The sequence below is a fragment of the Pelatocladus sp. genome (assembly GCF_059505505.1).
In genome coordinates this window covers 1-17,067 of sequence record NZ_JCACKS010000035.1, presented here as the reverse complement: position 1 = coordinate 17,067, position 17,067 = coordinate 1, and the positions used below count along the sequence as shown (strand labels likewise).

Genomic DNA, 17,067 nt, shown 5'->3' with positions numbered 1-17,067 from the left:
CTTTTTGATGAGCTTATACACACGTTTAAGCTACTTTGTCAATGCGTAAGTCCTATTTTTGTTCATCCTGTGGGGGGAAATGTTTTTTGTTACTACGAATTAGCCAGTTCTTTTGGTCTAGATAGACCATTTTACGGTTTGCGATCGCTTGGTCTTGATGGAGAATGTAAGCCTTATACCAGAATCGAAGATATGGCATCTGCATATATTGCAGCTATACGCGTTATTCAACCAGAAGGTTCTTATCTTTTAGGAGGCTGGTCGATGGGCGGTGTAATCGCTTTTGAGATGGCGACTCAGTTACAAAAGCAAGGTCAAAAGGTTGACTTACTCGCCTTACTAGATAGCCAAGCACCAATTACCAAAAAACAGCCCACACAGATTAATAATTATGATGCACAAGACAAGGTATTAGTTGAATTCGCCCAAGATATAGCTAATTCTACTGGAAAAGAAATTTTAAATTTAAATAATCTCAATATTTTATATACAAACCTCAAAAAACTTGAACCAGAAGAAAAACTTGATTATTTTTTGGAACAAGCGAAAATGTTTAATCTTTTACCTCCAGATGTTGAGCATCAACAATTTCATCATCTCTTACAAGTTTTTCAGAATAATATCCAAGCCTTATTTAACTACAAATCGAAAAATCCTGTTAATAGCATTAATAGCATTAATCGCATTATACTGTTTCGAGCAAGTAGTAGTGTTTTTCATAACAACCCAACTTTAGGATGGGAAAATTTTTCAATAGAACCAGTACAAATTATTAATATTCTTGGCGATCACTACACAATGCTTGCAAAACCTAACATCCAAAGTTTGCAAGAAGCGATGAGCGGATATCTAAAACAAGTTGATTAATGTTACTTGAACGATAAAGTGGCAATTCTTGCCGTTTTACATAGTCTGTAGTACGACATTGTTTTTTGTCTCCTGTTTCATCAATTATTAGAACGAGCGATCATTCATTTAATACTCGCATTGCTTTTCCTAATGAATGGGCAAGTACACAAATTAATTTGGGAGCCACTTATAGTGACTACATTAAAGATGATAGTCCAGAGTATCTAGAACAAGCTATCACTGCTTTCACTGGTGGCTTATATTATTCACTTGCAAGAGTGATAGAAGAGGGCTAATAGCGATCATCAAGCCCAGTTGCGTACTACAACTATTTTGAACTTTCTTTCACCAGATAAATCATAGTCTAGAGAGCCGTAGCGTTGCAAAGACCAAGAGCGCAAATCTTGAATAACACGAGCAAAAATGTCATCTCGAAGATGCCAAGTATGGCGATAAACCTTGTTTTGATGATGTTCGAGCAATTTGCCTACAGTCAATTCAAATTGCCATCTAGCTGCTACAACTGTTTCTAAAGTTGCTCCTTGTTCATGCAAAATGTCCAAAACCTCTTGTTCGGTTGCACCATAGCATGGTAAAGAATAACCATAGTCGGCCATGATAGCTTGCAATTTTTGCTCAAAATCAAACTTATCTTGATTTATATCCTGATCAACATTGTTAATGTCCATATTAAAGTGACTGTAGAGGTAAATACCTCCCGACTTTAAGACTCGACAGATTTCTGCTAGTGCTTGCTGCCAATTAGAAATAAGATGAAACACATGAATTGTAAGTGCCACATCAAAAGAGTTATCTGCAAATGGTAGAGAAGTTGCATCTGCTTTTACCGTTGTTAGTCGGTGGGATATACCCTCTAACTTTCGGTGCAGTTCAGCTAGCATTTTTTTTGAAATATCTACACCAGTATAGGAATAGCCTCTTTGGACAATGGGTAAAGCTATTCTGCCAGTGCCAATACCAGTTTCAAAGAACTTGGTATCCGGTGTTGCTGAAGTTAGATTGAGGATAGTGTCAGTAACTTGTTCAGAAATACTAGCTGGTAGTCCACGTGTTGCATCGTAGATATCAGAAACGCGATCAAATGAAACACTCATTTTTATTGATTCCTTTTAGTTGATTGAGACTCAGGTTGAAGATGATTGTACAAACCTAATCATGAATAAAAAAGTAGATAGTCATGGCGTTGTTGCACGAATAGAGGTAGTGTTACAGACGTGTTGAAAAGTAGTTATATACCAATACGGTTCGTTAAGCTCACAATTATTAGACACGTCCGGAATATGATTTGGGTACAAAAAATGGTAGAAAGTAAAATTGACCCTCTACCTCCACTTAATTAAATGATTAGTACTTTCGATTATATACAGAAATATCCCTTGCGTACCAAGCAACTCTTGGGAATTAGTTATGAGCAATTTACCGACCTTGTGAATTCTGCTAAAAAATGTCATGAAGAAGAACAACGAAAACGTGAACAGAGCTGTCCAGAGTGACTTTCAACCTTTTTCGTTTCGTTCTTACTGGGTACAAATTGCCAAAGAGGCTTGCGGAGCGAGTTTGAGGCGTTGACCCCTAACTTTTTTCTTATTAGTTCATTTGTTCGGGTTGAAAGGGCTGGCGTTCTCACCCTAAGTTATGTATTGACTTAGGAACGAGTTACACGTGGGCTTGCCCTACTTAAATAAGATAAGCATACTATCTTCCAGATGGTAAATTTAAGAAGTTTCGTGATTGAGTCATTAGATAAGAAATATAAAAGTAATGTTAGAAGTAAATTTATGTAAATGTTTAACTATGTCTGCTATATGGTATATGTAGATCAAGAATTATTGAATTGCCAAGCAACTCTTAATTACACTTAACAATTTTAAGTTATTTACTACTTGAAATTGGTAAATCTTCTGCTATTAATACGCTGCGTGTAAAATTTACTAGTAGTTATTTTATTGAAAAAAGAAGTATTTATCCTTTGATTGACCTTTAAATAATTTTACTATCACCGTATGACCTCAGAACAGTTTAATACAACCCCATAAACCTGGTTAATCCAAGCAAGTAATATCTCTGCCACGTCACAATAACGTTCTCAAGAATACATGTTTTGCCAAACAGTTGGGAGTAAGGACATCCTCATTTCTTCAGGTGTACAACTTACGATTAATTATGATAAGCATCCTACCAAAAAGTTCACAAACATCAGTGAATACTCGAATTGTCTCTACCTTATGGATGACAAATTTCCGTTCAGACAGAGGGTTTTTACTAAGTTTAGTAAACTTATCAACAATTAGACAAGTCTTCGGTTGCTGTACTCCAGTAGATTTCAGATAGTATGCGTCTGATGCCAACCATAACAGAAAGAATGAGGCATGAGTTTACACACTCCCAAGATACTCCTTGAGCATGTGGCGATCACCTTTGGCAAACGGTTGGTGGTGCAAGATATTTCGCTGGCATTACAGGAACATGACTTGCTCTGCATTGTTGGACCATCAGGCTGTGGCAAAACTACCCTACTTCGAGCGGTGGCAGGTTTGATGCCACTATCTCGTGGTCGAATTCTCCTTGATGGTGCTGCAATTACCCGCCCTACCTCTCGGATAGCAATGATTTTCCAACATTTTGGTCTTTTTCCTTGGAAAACTGTGCGAGCGAACATAGAGTATGGGTTGTCAGTCCAGGGTCGGCGTGATGAGAACGGCATCGCCATGCGTCTACTTGAAGTCATGGGCTTGGCTGAGTTTGCACAGTGCTACCCCTATGAACTCTCCGGCGGGATGCAACAGCGTGTTGGCATTGCACGTGCCTTAGCAGTGCAACCCGAAGTACTCCTGCTTGATGAGCCATTTAGTGCAGTTGATGCAATTACACGCGAAATGCTCCAAGGTGAACTGATACGTCTATGGGAAGACCCACAGCGTCGCCAGACTACAGCTATTCTAGTAACACACGATCTTGATGAAGCAATCTTACTAGGCGATCGAATTGTTGTGCTGGGCAGTACAGGGCAATTATGCTTGGATCTGAACGTGCCGATACCTCGTCCACGCACTCCCCAAAATCTCCGGTTTCACGCCGCATATCCACAGCTACGTAACCAGATATGGGAAGCCCTACATGGTAGTGGTAATGTGCCTTACCAAATCAAAAATTACCCCACGATTAGTTAAAGAACAATGAGATTGAAGACGTCAGCAGCTAATTCCAACCCAACTAAGGTTGCCTTGTACCGACGTAAGGCTTCCCAGCGTGCTGATGCCTGCCTGAAGCAACACCATTTTATAGGATGGCTCCGTGGTATCTCACTGATCGTGATTTTTCTACTTTGGGAATGGTATGGTCGAAATACCAATCCAATCCTTTTTACCTATCCAACCGCCATTGTCCAGGCTGCGATAGATATGATCGCTGACGGTACGCTCCTAGTGGCTTTAAGTCAGAGCATAAGTGTACTCGCCATAGGGTTCATACTTGGCATACTCGGCGGCATTGCGTTAGGCTTACTCATCGGTCGGAGTACGGTGGCAGCTGCACTGTTAGATATCCCAATTACGGCACTGTACGTCACTCCTATGGTTGCCCTGGTACCAATCCTTGTTTTATGGTTCGGGTTTGGCACATCTGCAAAAGTAGTTGTGGTAATGCTATTCAGCATATTTCCAGTACTAATCAATACAATGCGCGGCGTGCGCGAAGTTGACCCTCAGTTAATTGAGGTTGCACGCTCGTTTTGCTCAACAGAATATCGACTCTGGATCGATTTAGTAGTTCCATCATCATTGCCTTTCATTATGACCGGAATTCGTCTGGCGATAGGTCGGGCACTGGTTGCCGTCATCGTTGCCGAGTTCTACACTGCTATTTCAGGGTTGGGATACCTGATTGTTTCTAATGCCCATTCATTTCAGACTGCACGCGTCTTTGTGCCTGTCGTTGTGCTAATGGCGATTGGCATTGTTAGTACTGGATTACTGGAAGTAGCAGAAGTACGCATTTCACCTTGGCGTTATCGGCATAAATAGGAGGCTAATATGCAACGACGGCTACGAGTAGTTTCTGTATTCATCGTACTCATTATACTTTCTGCGGTATTTACCATCGCATGTGAGAATACACCCTTTGGAAACGCTACTAAGTCAGAACCTGCACTCACAGCAACAGCAATCGAGATTGGTTTGCCAACAGGGAAAACCAGCTTTGCAAACGTTGATATGGCGATTGCTCAGGAGATGGGATTCTTCAAGCAACAAGGTTTGAACGTTACCATCAAAAACTTAGATTCGGCGGTGAAAGTTGTACAAGCGGTGGTTGCTAACGATGTTGATATCGGTGGAGCTAGTATTGAGCCAGTCACTAACGCTGCATCGGCAGGTGCTAACGTAGTGATTATAGGCACTTACGCTAACCGACTCACTGTTTCGATGGTCACGCCCAAAACAATTAAGTCGGTAGCGGATCTGCGTAGCAGGAACGTTGGCGTCCAGGATCTCGGCGCATTTCGCGAGGTCATGACCCGCATGGTACTCCAGAGCGCCAAATTGACACCCCAAGACGTAAAATATATTCCGATCTCCCCACCATCTTACATTCAGGCGCTGGTTACTGGACAGATAGACTCTGCCATACTCCAGACAGAGCAAGTTTTTGAGATACTGAATCGCGATTCAAGATTTCATGTACTTGTCAACCTAAATGCAGTCGAGCCAGAATATTTCTATGGTTCTTACATAGTAAAAAAAGACTGGCTAGCTAGAAACTCCGATCTTGCTGTGCGCTATCTCACTGCCTTGATTCAAGCGCATAGATTTATGTACCAAAACAAAGCCGATACGGTCAAGATTGCTGCCAAAATCACTGGCTTCGACACCAGTGTACTTGACAAGACTTACGATGTGCTGCTGAGGAAAAACAAGGTCTTCCCTGTTAATGATGGCATAGACGAAAAACGGCTGACCTATACAATTTCCAAGATGAAGCTGCTAGGGTTACTAAAAGGCAAAAAACCTGACCTAAATCAGCTGATAGACCGCAAGCCTATTACCCTAGCTATCGAGAAGTTAGGCGGGGCTAGCGAGACTAGATTGAACAAATAAACTCTCGTCTATCAATACCTTCGCCAAAATAAAGAGGGCTTTGGGTAGTAGAGTTATTGTTTACCACAACGACAACTCAATCACGACAGAAAGCCCATGCCAGATATATTAGCACTGTTAGAATGCTTTCAACGATATACGACAAGAACAACTTTTTACGCAGCATAAACAGCAATGTCCCGCAAACGTTCAAACAAAGGGCGAAGTACTTTTAGGGAGGAGCCGTTAAAAAAAATCCCAGCCTTGCTGCCAAGGCTGGGATTTTTTTTATTTGCAGATGCCTTACTATCTCAAAGGATTCATGGGACATTGAAAAAGTGCTAGAGAGCCAGTCCAGTAGAAGTGCTTGACCTAAAACGCAAGATATGTGTGTTGTAAAAATTGGGCATTTTAGTGTTCCGTTTTTATGCGATCGCTAAAAATCAGACCAAAATATTTTACCCAAAATAAGTGTTCCGTCCTAACCCACATAATTCAGTTTTTGTCAAGATATATTAGTAGACCGGCTCTCTAGCCCATAAAAATCGCCGGGTAAGTTTAGGCTCATGGGCATAGATGCACACTGCCACTGGTTTTATTTCCTATTTTCCCATGCTTATCTTTCTTCCTCTTGGCTCCTCATTTTCTCAAAAAAAGTCGAGCTTAGGTAATGATAAAAAATTCTTAAGATCAACTTGATCGTACACTGATATATTAAATTGAGTTAAGTAGCTGGAATTTGGCTAATTTTATAAAGCGCATTTATGACTTAGAAAAAGCCTTAATTATAGCAGTTAGGGTTATCTGGCTAAAAAAATTAGTGTGGAGATGCATCTGCTCAATGTCCTCTTTTGTATCAGCGCAGCAATGCTGTTTCTGCTGTACTGGTCATAGAAATTACGGAAGTTGTGATGAATACTAACAAATCTAATGCTAAAGGAAACTTGATCTGTAGTCGGTGCAGCCATGCAAATCCTCTTGATGCTACACACTGCCAGAAATGTAACAAGTTCCTTGTGATTGCCTCTATACCCACTAACGACAGAGCTAATAAATCTAAATTGCCACCTTACGTTACTTGGCTTGGTCTAGCCTTGATATTGTTGCCTTTTAGCGTAGGAGGCTATTTTTTTTGGCAGCAAGTTAAATCTCTAACAAACTCCAACAGTTTAAACAGTCCTTTAGGCAACAGTTCTTCCGACATCCGACTCTACAATTCCTTTAAGAAAGTTCCGAATGTGCCTACAGGAATATTTAACTATGGTGGGGCTGTCCTCTTTGCATCTATAACTGCTAGCGGTACACATGAGGCTATGACCCGAACTCACCCACATTTTCGCTTAGTCTACACTGAACCTAGATTTGGTAAACCTGGTAACAGTCAGAGTCTGACTATGCTGCTTAATGGTGAATTAAGCTTTGCTCAGATTGCTTTACCTCTTACAGATACTGAATACAGCAAAGCTAAAGAGCGTGGCTTTAGCTTGGAGCAGGTGCCAGTGGCTATCGACGCAATTGTCGTCTTTACTCATCCAGATGTGTATGTCCCTGGAATCTCAGTGATTCAACTCCAAGACATTTATAAGGGTAAAATCACAAATTGGAAGCAGGTCGGAGGACCAGATTTACCGATTGTACCTTTCGCAAGACCAAAGGTTGCCACTTTATTGCATGTGCTTCTAGGTCCAGAAGTTGATAAAGTCAGTCCGAATGTACAGTATATTCGTGATTATACTGAATGTGTTCGTAAGGTTTCTTCAACTCCTGGTGGAATTTCCTTTGGAGGAAGTGGACCAATTTTGGGTCAAAAATCCATTCGCATCATCGCTCTAGCTAAAGGCAATTCTCAGAAGTATGTGCAACCCTTTATAGATAATGGAAAACAAATAAACACTGCCGCAATCCAGGACGGTACTTACCCTATAAGCCGCCGCTTGTTTATTGCTATTCGCCGGGACGGCAGAATCGACGAACAGGCTGGAGTTGCCTATACCAATATGTTGCTGTCTAAGGAAGGTCAGCAGTTCATCGAACGTTCAGGTTTTGTGCCGCTTTTGCGCTGAAAGTATTAATCATGCTGGACTACCAACCTATCATACATTGTATTTAGTAGTTGAAGGCTTTTGAGTCAAAATTTTAATGTGTGTCTACAAACTCATGATTAGAAACGAATGGTTAAGAAAATTGATGTAGAGAAAAATAGTTCAGCCAAAAACGCTGATTTTCAAGCTAGTAAATTTGTAGTTTCGTCTGAAACGAATGCTCTGATAGAACGTAAAAAAGACTTCCAGAATCCCTGCATCAGCGGTGTAATTTCATGTATAAGGCGGTTAAGCTTACGCACCAAAGTACTCGTGTTTGCTTTTACTGTTAGCACCTTGCCAGTATTAGGAGTTGGGAGTCTCAGCCATTACTTGATGAACCAATTGGTTGCACAAAAAATTATTAACACTAACCAAGATAAAGCTAATTATACGCATACAAAAATTTTATTGGCGAGGCAGAGACGATTATTGCTGTTATTACAGATGGGGACGGTCGTAACAGCATTGCTGGTAGGTGGAATTGTAGCAATTCTTGCTAACCGCCTAACGCAGGTAATTCTAGCTGCTACTACAGCGGTGAATGAATTGGGTCAAGGTAATCTTAATACCCGAATCGCTATAGAAGGCGAAGACGAACTCGCTGTCTTGGGTTCAAATATTAACCACATGGCAGACCAACTGCAAGATCTACTACAAAAACAAACAGACGAAGCCGAGCAATTAAAGTTATTGACCTTAGAACGCGTAAGTTTACTAGAGGCGACACAGGCACTGAAGGATTTTGCTATCCAATTGTCTGGAATTCTTAATTGTGAAGATATCTACAATTTGGCGGTTCACGATATCCAAAAAGCCTTGAAGACGGAGCGAACAATCGTCTATAAATTCGACAATAATTGGCTTGGAAGCGTAATTACTGAATCAGTAATTGCTGGTTTGCCTAGTGCTATCGGGGTAGAAATCCATGACTCCTGTTTGCAAAATGATCTCGAAAAGTATCAGCAAGGTCGTGTCATGGCAATCAACAACATTTACCAAGCTGGTCTATCGGACTGTGACATTGAACAACTTGAACTACTCGCAGTCAAAGCCTATTTGGTGGCACCTATTCTGCTGGGGGATCAACTGTTAGGTTTGTTGATTGTCCATCAGTGTTCCCAACCTCGTTTGTGGCAGCAATCGGAAATAGATTTGTGTGAGCAATTCGCTAGAGCAGTCGGACTGGCTTTAGAGCGAGCCAATCTTTTAGAGCAAACTGAAAAAGGGCGCAAAGCAGCAGAAATAGTTTCTCAACAGCAACGTCAACAAAAACAACGACTGCAACTGCTGCGACTGCAAGAGGATATTGAAGGAGCGTCAACAGGAGACTTGACAGTGCGTGCTGAAGTTACTACTGGAGAAATTGGTACTGTCGCTGATTTTTTCAACTCTATGTTGGAAAGCTTGCAAAAGATTGTTACTCAAGTCAAACAAGTCGCTATCCAAGTAGAAGTAGATTCGGGGATTGCCGAAAACTCTAGAGTCCCCAATCAACTTGCAATTGAAGCTCTCAAACAGGCAGAGCAAATCAACAAAACCTTAGATTTCCTGGAGCAAATGAAGGTTTCAATTCAAACTGTGGCCAAAAGTGCTAACCAAACCGCAACTGTTGCCCGCACTGCTTGTAATGGAGGCACGACAATAGATCTCGCTGTAGAAAATAGTATGAGTTTGCAACAGACGATTGAGCAAACTACTAAAAAGATCCAGCGTCTTGGGAAATATACCCAAGAGATTTATTGTGTAGTGGCATCGCTTAACAAGATTGCCATGCAAACTAACTTGTTAGCGATCAATGCTGGGATAGAAGCCGTCCGTCCACATGCAGATGAAGGTGGCCAAGCTTTTGCCGTTGTTACCCAAGAAGTAGCCGTATTAGCAGCTCAGAGTGCCGCAGCGACCCAAGAAATTGAAACAGTTCTTGCCAATATCCAATTTGAAATCAGCGAGGTAGTCAAAGCTATGGAATTGGGTAGGGAGCAGGTAGTTGAAGAAACTCGTTTGGTTCAAGATACTAAGCAGAATTTTATTAATATTTTCAATGCCTGTTGCGAAATTGATCAATTAGTGCAGTCAATTTCTACTGTGACACTATCTCAAGTGCAAACCTCTGAAGATATTACCGAGTTAATCAAAGAGATTGCTAAAGTTTCTGAAGTGACCAACCATTTATCTTGCCAACTTTCCGAATCTCTCCAAAAAACCTTTGAAATTTCCCAACAATTGCAAGCGAGTGTCGGTATTTTTAAGGTTGGTTAAATAGGCAGGCAAAATGTCATTTTTTTCGATTAGGTCTTATCTGGCGATCGCTAACTAAATAAATTGGCAGCAAACATCTTTTCAGTAATTAAATAATTACTGAAAATCTTTGATTAATTTTATTTTTTAATCCAATTTATAGGGTTAATTCGTAATTATAAATTCCAGCAATAAGATTAGACCTTAAGCCAAATCTTCGATGTCGATTTCGGTATTGATTAGACAAAATATTGAAGATTTTTAGGCGACGGTTAACGTGTTCAACAACAATTCTTAATCGATTCATTTCTCGATTATATTTCTTCTGTTCTTGTGTTAATTTCTTACCTCTTGGCTTTTTAATCGGTGTTTCACTCAATCTATGAATTTTACTAATCCCTTGATACCCCTTATCTGCTATGACTTTGAGCAATTCTCCAAATCTTAAACCACTGGTTTTGAATAGCCTAAAATCATGAATTCTCCCATTTCCATGCCCTAAGCAGATGACTTGACCACTTTTTTGGCGGACTACTACTTGCGTTTTTAAAGTATGCTCTCCTTGTTTGCCACTAAAAAATTTCTTTTGACCTCTCTGTGGTTTTTCAATAGGACTTTCCATAAGGGACGGAACTTGGAAAAAGAGGGAGGCTTCAATTGAGTAGCTCAATTGGCCCATATATTAATAAAGGGGTATCAAGCCTCCCTCTTTTTCTTCAGTCAACATGCAATCACATCCATTACAACCAAATCTTCTTGTGATGACATCTTTAATAATTCTTTCTTACCAGGTAGACTAAATTTTCTTGAACTAATTAAAATGTTTTCAATTTTAGAAACTGTCCGACATACTGCTGATTCTGACAGCCCCCAGTCTAATCCAATATGATAATAAGTACGGTACTCTCTCCAGTACTGAATAACCATTAAAACTTGGTCTTCAATAATTAGTTTAGGGCGGCGACCTGGCTTCTTTTTCTTTGTTTCCGAAGCTTTCACTACATCAACCATTAACTTAAAGGTTTGACGGCTTACTCCAGTCATTCGCTTAAATTTTTTTGCAGTAAGCTGTTTGGCTTTCTCTATTTTCACTGCTCCTCAAAGTCCTAATCGCAAATTGCCAAACTTTTTGTTATACCACAAAACACTTTTGCAAGAGTTCTAATATCAACCTGCCTGTTATTGGTGTGCCTCCATATACGCTCGTAGCAATTGATTGATTTGTGTTTGATAGCCTCGCCCTTGGGACTTAAACCACTCCAATACATCGCTATCGATGCGAAGTGTAACTTGAGACTTGGTTTTTGTAGCAGGTAAACCCCGTCTCACAACTGCCTTAGCAAACATGGACGGTGTAATCTCTGGGCATTCTGATAAATCAATATCTTCATCGCTCATTGCATCCAGTCGTTGCCAATCAGTTTGAGAGTTGCTCGAAGTAGGTTCGTTGTTCATATTTCGTTGCCTTTCTTGCAGAAATAATACGGGTACAATCCTCACGTTCTGTATGGACAACGGCAATAACTCGCCCTTGCAACAAACCGAATGTGACAAAACGCTGCTCTCCATAACTGTAGCGATCGTCCTCAACCGTTAGGATATCGCCATCAAATACAGCTGGAACATCGGTAAAATCAATGCCGTGTTTACGAAGATTAGCAAGACGTTTTGCTTCATCCCATTTATATTCCATAACTGAACGACAGCTACAATATCCCATTGTAGTTACAAATTGTCGTTACAGCTACTATTCCAAGTCATTTTGATCGGTGATAGCGCAAGCGCTGACTTGTCAGTTCGCTTTGGCAACAACAGTGATAACCTTTTTGTGATGACGCGATCGCCATACAGTACTTTCAATTTATCTGCGCGAGATAAACTTCTTAACGTTGGAAACAGGTCTACTGTAGCCATAGGACTGAGAAAAACGTGTGACTTCTCTATTCTTACATAGCCATCCAAGGCCATGATACCTCAACGCGTGTGGTGGAAAAGTTAGCAATTATCATACAACGTTGCTCAACCATCATTGTTCCTATACTTGATTCAGATAGTTCCGGAAACCTCATCGATATTCTGGGCTAAAAATCCTGATTTGCGATCGCCTTTGGTAGATACTTTTTGCGATCGCGGTAACGTTCGCTTTCACCGGACGCAGATAACCTTTACAACTCAACCGACCATATTAGGTGTTCGAGTGCAGCGCAGTTGTTGGACGCCTGACAAATGCTCAATGATTTTTACAGCAACAACGGCTTGATTTTGGCTTGTACTTCCTCAATCACACTTTCCGGTGCAACCTCGACAAATTGAATAACACGAGCCTTCCAGTCTAAGCATTTGATCTGATCTGAAAGAATAACCCCCTGGATCTTCAATCCAGATGGCAAGAGAACCTCAAAAGGATATCCTTTTTGTTGTTTCGTAATCGGCATAAACAAAGCCAGAGAGCTTCTCTCGTTATAACCAAGAGGCGAGATCACAAAAGCAGGTCTATGCCCTCTCTGCTCATGCCCTTTGGTTGGATCAAAGTCCAGATAAACGATGTCTCCCCGGCTCGGAATATATATTGCTTGTGCTACCAAACTTCATTCCCCACCGCTATTCCACTATCAATCTCAGCGTGGAGATTCTCCGGTGTGATTTCCTTGATCAGCTCATCCAGTGAGTAACGCTTTTGGTTTCTGGGCTTTATTACTAGAGTTCCATCTACTACGCCAAGATCTATCTCAGATCCTTCGGTTAAATGGATCTCTTTGGCTAAATTCTGCGGAATACGAATAGCAAGACTGTTCCCCCACTTTGCAACAGTCGTAACCATAGTCTGAATCTCCATCTAGCGAAACAGATCTGCATACTCTGCTTTTTTCAAATCAAAGTATATACAGAGTATCTACAATATAGCAATGGATTATCCGTTTGACAAGCATCCTACTCAAAGCCTCTTGTTACAGTCGCTACAAAAGGCTTCCGTGGCATTATCCCATCAATCATTTTCTCAGAGCTTCAATCTAGGCAGATAACCTTTGCAGACAACCGACTACATTGAGCCGTTCCGGTGCAGCGTGATTGTTAGACACATTTTCTACTAAACTCTTACAAGTTCCATCAGTGGTTCAAAGGAATATAGAGCTGGTCTTCTTCCAGACGCTTCTTCCAGTGTCGTAAGAAGATTTTTTTCCAGAAGTATTCTACTGGAGTTTAGACTAAAGCATGACAAAATGACCCAGCAGCAGTGAGTAGACAAGTTACACATCTCAAAGCAGAAAAACTAAATGTCAAGCGGACTGTGGCTGTTCTTTTTTCGGTTTGGCAGTACTTTTTTTGACTGTAGCATAACGAATTCTACGCAGGCGAAGTTTGCCGGCAGGCCAGCCAGGAGACTTTCCACGGGGTTTGGGTTCAATAGAAGGTGTACCAATCGCGGCGAAAACTGCTGCCATTGACTGAGCTACCCGTCCAGGGGACAACTTGGACTGTTTTTTCTGCCAAGGCAAAGGATTGTCATGCACTATCGCATGTGCGAGCCAAAGTTGCCAAGTCATCAGGGGTAAAAGATCGCTCCACCTCTGACACTGCTCTGGAGTACTCAGTTGCGGCAAAGTCCAATGCAAGCGCCCTTTGGCAAAACGATACCAGTGGTCAATGGCAAATCGTCGGCAGTAAAGCTGCCAAAATGAGGATAACGAGGCGAAAAAAAGAAAAAGAGGAGGGATTAAAACCCCCTGATTTATTCGTGGGCTGGTCGGGATATCTCGAACCAATCCCTCCTCTTTTTCCCAAGCCAAATGCGATAAAGCAGGCATCTTAAGTCCTACCCACGCCAACCATAAAGCCTTGTTTTTTGGCACACCAAATTCATCTAAGCGCTGAATTTGAATCAAATTCATGGAGTGGTCTTTGGACTGTTGAAAATGAAGATGACACCACACACGGATAGATAATCGCCCTATTTTTGTGTCGTTGACCTCGATAGTTTGGTCAGGTGTCCACCATGTAGACGAATCATTGAGTTTAAATTTATCACCATGAATGCGAGGACGACCAGTGCCGTTATAAGGTGGGGGCGCACCATACAACAGTCGATTTGAGCGCAAACGCATTAACTTGTCTGCGGCAATATCACTGGTTTGCTTGATAAAGCTGGCACACCCGTAGGGAGCATCCCACAAGCTAATGGGGCCGGCGAATATTGAGGTCAAAAACTGCGAAAATGTATATAGGATAAGCATTTAAGCAGCTATAGAGTATGACCCCAGTATTTACAGATCGTACACCAAAACAGTTCAAATTCTCAGTTGAAAAGTCGCGCCCCATCGTAGTTAATTTCCAGGGGGGGACGGTAACATCAGATGCAGGATTGAGCTTAATTGCTGAAATAGATAGAAAACTGCAAATCACATCACAGTTTGCACAGTCTTTCCAAGACTACCGTCAGCCAAATCGAATTGACCATTCAATAGAGAGTTTAATTAAACAACGAATATACGGGCTGGTCATGGGGTATGAAGACTTGAATGATCACGAAGAATTACGTCATGACCCGATGTTTGCTCTAGCAGTCTTAAAAACAATTGGAATAGAGGATGAGCCTGCAATATTGGCGGGAAAAAGTACATTAAACCGACTGGAACATTGTCCTGGCGCAAAATAGTCGTTTAATTGGGATGACTCACATCAGGTCATGTAAATTGATTTTTTACTGCTTGTGAGAAATCCGGGTGCGGTATCTGCGGATGGCACGCTTGGCATTGGACTAGTGAGAATGCTGTTTGAAGAGTTGGAGATGATTCCAGAAGTCTTGTTATTTCGCTCGACAATGCGTGAATCTCGTTCAATTCTGGAGCAAGAACTGCAAAGTATGGGTATTTCTCCTCGCTTGGTATTTTCTGCTGATGGGTATCAGATTAAACAAGCTTTGACAGAGGTTGATACTGATGCTGTTCTTGGCTCGGCATGGGAAAAATACATGGCAGAGGAGTTGGGAATTAAAATTGCTTTTGATGTATTTAGTCCGACTAACAGAGAAACTTATCTTGACAAGCCATATTTTGGCTATGAAGGCATGATCAACATGATGGAAGTCATTGCCAACGATTGGGATAGAGCTTTTCGTTCTAAACATATACATTGGACTTAGGCGTTAGCGATCGCTCTTGGGGAATGATGAGAGCAATCGCTTTACTATGGTGGTATTATTGATTATTCAACAGTACTATTAGGTAATAACTCTACATTATGATAAAGCAAGCAGCGATAAATTTTCATCTTCATAAAATAATTTGATCGCGCTAAACTCCCGACGCAGCAAATTCTCAACTTGTAATGTCGAACAGTTTCCAAGTCGAAGCCAAATGACTTTTGGTGGATTTCCAAATACTAAGCTCAGATCGTGCATGTCAGCATCTTTGGAGACAATCATCAAATCATTGTATGAATGCATAATCCCAAACTATTGGGTCGATTGTCGCTTTCATGCCCACATCTCGAACGTGAAGCGAGTCTGGAAAAAGATCACTCAAACGGTTCGGCAATTTAGGCGATAAGTTTTCATCAAACAGTAATTTCATACGGATAATGGAGCAGTCATAAACCGACGCTCACGGTCAGCAGCATAAGCAATACAGGCTTTTAAATCTTCTCGTGTCAGATCGGGAAAATCATCGAGAATTTCTGCTTCGGTCATCTCGGAAGCTAGGTATTCAAGCACTTCATAAACCGTAATTCGCAAGCCACGTACACAAGGCTTACCACCGCGTTTATTTGGTTCGATCGTGATGTAGTTTCTGTAGTTCATAATTGAAATTATTGGCATTCTGTTCTTGCCATTCATACAATCTTAGACTGTAACCGTTCAGGGGATGCAAAAAAACGCAAAGACCTTCTGTATTGAATCAAATAATTCAGCAATAAAATTAAGCAGCTTTCAACAAGTCTTCTTCTCCAGAGGAATTAGTAGTTTCTGGAAGTAAAGAAGGAGCAGGTGTACCCTCGCGAGCAGCGACAACAGCCTGTGTCATAAACTCCAGGAGGTTACGTCGTTGAGACTTGAGGGTAGTAACAACAGTCAACATCCGAGCAACAAAAAGACTTCCAGCCTGAGTTTGAGAACCAAAACTGGTGCGTCGCCATATTACAGCAGGACGAATAGCTCTTTCAGCAGCATTATTCGTTGGTTCCACATCTTCGGTTGTCACAAACAACCACATTGCAGACTCAACTTTGAGTAGTTGACGGCAAGTGCGGACTGTTTTTGCCAGAGCAGTTTTTTCACGTGTACCAATGGAGTAGTCGGCAGCCTCCTGTAAAGTCGCCTTAATTTCGAGGCGAATACCAGAAGCCAACTTGACAAAATCGCAACGAGTTAAAGTACCATCTCGGACTCGATGCCATAACTCAAACAACTTTTCTTGTTGTTTAACAAGTGCTGTTCCCAATTCTTTGCAAACCCCAGGACGTTCCGAGATTTTGATAAACTCCCGTCGCAGATGTGCCCAACATAATTGCCGACGTTCTAAGTCTACCCAGTTGTACGCACCGTGTCGGTCTGAGTTTAAAATACCTCTAAAGTTCTCACCCACGCTTTTTGCTAATGCATAGCTTGCTTCTAGCCGAAGTGTATTTACAGTTCCCAATGATATTGAGATTCTAAACAAGTCAGCCAGAGCCGTTTGTACCATGCGCTGACTATTGCGGTAGACTCCACTCAGTAGCGCCACCATTGCCACAACTGAAGCTCCGTAACCACTAGGACTTACGCATTGACAAAGTAGCTTAAACGTGTGTATAAGCTCATCAAAAAG

At 41.4% G+C, this 17,067-nt stretch carries 19 protein-coding genes and 3 pseudogenes; 10 read left to right on the top strand and 12 right to left on the bottom strand.

Annotated features, from left to right (window positions below):
• Together AC5JMK_RS03890 and AC5JMK_RS03885 are read left to right on the top strand one after the other, a co-directional pair.
• On the top strand, positions 1 to 867 hold an 867-nt coding region (locus tag AC5JMK_RS03890), incomplete at its 5' end, for a thioesterase domain-containing protein (RefSeq protein WP_495909436.1).
• A gap of 65 nt (positions 868 to 932) precedes the next feature.
• A complete protein-coding gene (locus AC5JMK_RS03885; protein ID WP_495909435.1) occupies positions 933 to 1,145 on the top strand; it encodes a hypothetical protein in 213 nt (70 codons plus the stop codon).
• Positions 1,146 to 1,154: 9 nt separating this feature from the next.
• Here AC5JMK_RS03885 and AC5JMK_RS03880 read toward each other — a convergent pair whose 3' ends face one another.
• The gene (locus tag AC5JMK_RS03880; RefSeq protein ID WP_495909434.1) at positions 1,155 to 1,964 is read right to left on the bottom strand and encodes a class I SAM-dependent methyltransferase; all 810 of its coding nucleotides are present in this window, start codon (positions 1,962 to 1,964) and stop codon (positions 1,155 to 1,157) included.
• Between the two features lie 1,275 nt (positions 1,965 to 3,239).
• On the opposite strand from AC5JMK_RS03880, the gene AC5JMK_RS03875 reads away from it, so the two are divergent.
• The 5 genes from AC5JMK_RS03875 (at position 3,240) to AC5JMK_RS03855 (ending at position 10,285) form a co-directional block, all read left to right on the top strand.
• A complete protein-coding gene (locus AC5JMK_RS03875; RefSeq protein ID WP_495909433.1) occupies positions 3,240 to 4,040 on the top strand; it encodes an ABC transporter ATP-binding protein in 801 nt (266 codons plus the stop codon).
• A 6-nt stretch (positions 4,041 to 4,046) separates the two neighbouring features.
• On the top strand, positions 4,047 to 4,892 hold the full coding sequence (locus AC5JMK_RS03870; protein WP_495909432.1) for an ABC transporter permease: 846 nt from the start codon (positions 4,047 to 4,049) through the stop codon (positions 4,890 to 4,892).
• A 9-nt stretch (positions 4,893 to 4,901) separates the two neighbouring features.
• On the top strand, positions 4,902 to 5,963 hold the full coding sequence (locus tag AC5JMK_RS03865) for an ABC transporter substrate-binding protein (RefSeq protein ID WP_495909431.1): 1,062 nt from the start codon (positions 4,902 to 4,904) through the stop codon (positions 5,961 to 5,963).
• 830 nt (positions 5,964 to 6,793) lie between these two features.
• Positions 6,794 to 8,005: a PstS family phosphate ABC transporter substrate-binding protein gene (locus AC5JMK_RS03860; RefSeq protein ID WP_495909430.1), complete on the top strand. Its 1,212-nt coding sequence runs from the start codon at positions 6,794 to 6,796 to the stop codon at positions 8,003 to 8,005.
• Positions 8,006 to 8,113: 108 nt separating this feature from the next.
• Positions 8,114 to 10,285: a methyl-accepting chemotaxis protein gene (locus AC5JMK_RS03855; RefSeq protein ID WP_495909429.1), complete on the top strand. Its 2,172-nt coding sequence runs from the start codon at positions 8,114 to 8,116 to the stop codon at positions 10,283 to 10,285.
• 136 nt (positions 10,286 to 10,421) lie between these two features.
• On the opposite strand, the pseudogene AC5JMK_RS03850 reads toward AC5JMK_RS03855, so the two are convergent.
• From AC5JMK_RS03850 to AC5JMK_RS03835, 4 genes and pseudogenes are all read right to left on the bottom strand, one after another.
• Positions 10,422 to 10,886 (bottom strand): annotated as a pseudogene (locus AC5JMK_RS03850) (transposase family protein); the annotation flags it as partial.
• A gap of 110 nt (positions 10,887 to 10,996) precedes the next feature.
• A pseudogene (locus tag AC5JMK_RS03845) lies at positions 10,997 to 11,356 on the bottom strand (helix-turn-helix domain-containing protein); the annotation flags it as partial.
• Positions 11,357 to 11,443: 87 nt separating this feature from the next.
• Entirely contained in the window at positions 11,444 to 11,719 is a 276-nt protein-coding gene (locus AC5JMK_RS03840) for a BrnA antitoxin family protein (RefSeq protein WP_315791194.1), read from the bottom strand.
• Positions 11,682 to 11,984 carry a BrnT family toxin gene (locus tag AC5JMK_RS03835; protein WP_495909428.1) on the bottom strand — a complete coding sequence of 101 codons (303 nt, stop codon included), beginning with the start codon at positions 11,982 to 11,984 and terminating at the stop codon, positions 11,682 to 11,684. The genes AC5JMK_RS03840 and AC5JMK_RS03835 overlap by 38 nt, the downstream gene beginning before the upstream one ends.
• A gap of 321 nt (positions 11,985 to 12,305) precedes the next feature.
• On the opposite strand from AC5JMK_RS03835, the gene AC5JMK_RS03830 reads away from it, so the two are divergent.
• Positions 12,306 to 12,524 carry a hypothetical protein gene (locus AC5JMK_RS03830; protein WP_495909427.1) on the top strand — a complete coding sequence of 73 codons (219 nt, stop codon included), beginning with the start codon at positions 12,306 to 12,308 and terminating at the stop codon, positions 12,522 to 12,524.
• Here the strand turns inward: AC5JMK_RS03830 and mazF are convergent.
• The 3 genes from mazF to AC5JMK_RS03815 all read right to left on the bottom strand — a co-directional run bounded on the left by mazF (position 12,505) and on the right by AC5JMK_RS03815 (position 14,496).
• Entirely contained in the window at positions 12,505 to 12,849 is a 345-nt protein-coding gene (gene mazF / locus AC5JMK_RS03825; protein ID WP_495909426.1) for an endoribonuclease MazF, read from the bottom strand. The genes AC5JMK_RS03830 and mazF overlap by 20 nt on opposite strands.
• The gene (locus AC5JMK_RS03820) at positions 12,843 to 13,085 is read right to left on the bottom strand and encodes an AbrB/MazE/SpoVT family DNA-binding domain-containing protein (RefSeq protein ID WP_495909425.1); all 243 of its coding nucleotides are present in this window, start codon (positions 13,083 to 13,085) and stop codon (positions 12,843 to 12,845) included. The genes mazF and AC5JMK_RS03820 overlap by 7 nt, the downstream gene beginning before the upstream one ends.
• A gap of 457 nt (positions 13,086 to 13,542) precedes the next feature.
• Entirely contained in the window at positions 13,543 to 14,496 is a 954-nt protein-coding gene (locus AC5JMK_RS03815) for a transposase (RefSeq protein ID WP_495909424.1), read from the bottom strand.
• Positions 14,497 to 14,513: 17 nt separating this feature from the next.
• Here AC5JMK_RS03815 and AC5JMK_RS03810 point away from each other — a divergent pair.
• A pseudogene (locus AC5JMK_RS03810) lies at positions 14,514 to 14,906 on the top strand (transposase); the annotation flags it as partial.
• 66 nt (positions 14,907 to 14,972) lie between these two features.
• Positions 14,973 to 15,404: a nitrogenase component 1 gene (locus tag AC5JMK_RS03805; protein WP_495909423.1), complete on the top strand. Its 432-nt coding sequence runs from the start codon at positions 14,973 to 14,975 to the stop codon at positions 15,402 to 15,404.
• Positions 15,405 to 15,500: 96 nt separating this feature from the next.
• Here the strand turns inward: AC5JMK_RS03805 and AC5JMK_RS03800 are convergent, their stop codons facing one another.
• The 4 genes from AC5JMK_RS03800 to AC5JMK_RS03785 all read right to left on the bottom strand — a co-directional run.
• Positions 15,501 to 15,707 (bottom strand): DUF5615 family PIN-like protein, encoded by a 207-nt coding sequence (locus tag AC5JMK_RS03800; RefSeq protein ID WP_495909422.1) that lies wholly within the window; start codon positions 15,705 to 15,707, stop codon positions 15,501 to 15,503.
• Positions 15,691 to 15,834 carry a DUF5615 family PIN-like protein gene (locus AC5JMK_RS03795; RefSeq protein WP_495909421.1) on the bottom strand — a complete coding sequence of 48 codons (144 nt, stop codon included), beginning with the start codon at positions 15,832 to 15,834 and terminating at the stop codon, positions 15,691 to 15,693. Before AC5JMK_RS03795 ends, AC5JMK_RS03800 begins: the two co-directional genes overlap by 17 nt.
• Complete coding sequence (locus AC5JMK_RS03790; RefSeq protein WP_026081614.1) at positions 15,831 to 16,061, bottom strand: DUF433 domain-containing protein; 231 nt, start codon at positions 16,059 to 16,061, stop codon at positions 15,831 to 15,833. The genes AC5JMK_RS03795 and AC5JMK_RS03790 overlap by 4 nt, the downstream gene beginning before the upstream one ends.
• 118 nt (positions 16,062 to 16,179) lie before the next feature.
• Positions 16,180 to 17,067, bottom strand: an 888-nt coding sequence (locus AC5JMK_RS03785) for an IS66 family transposase (protein WP_495909420.1), incomplete at its 5' end; no start/stop codon positions are given.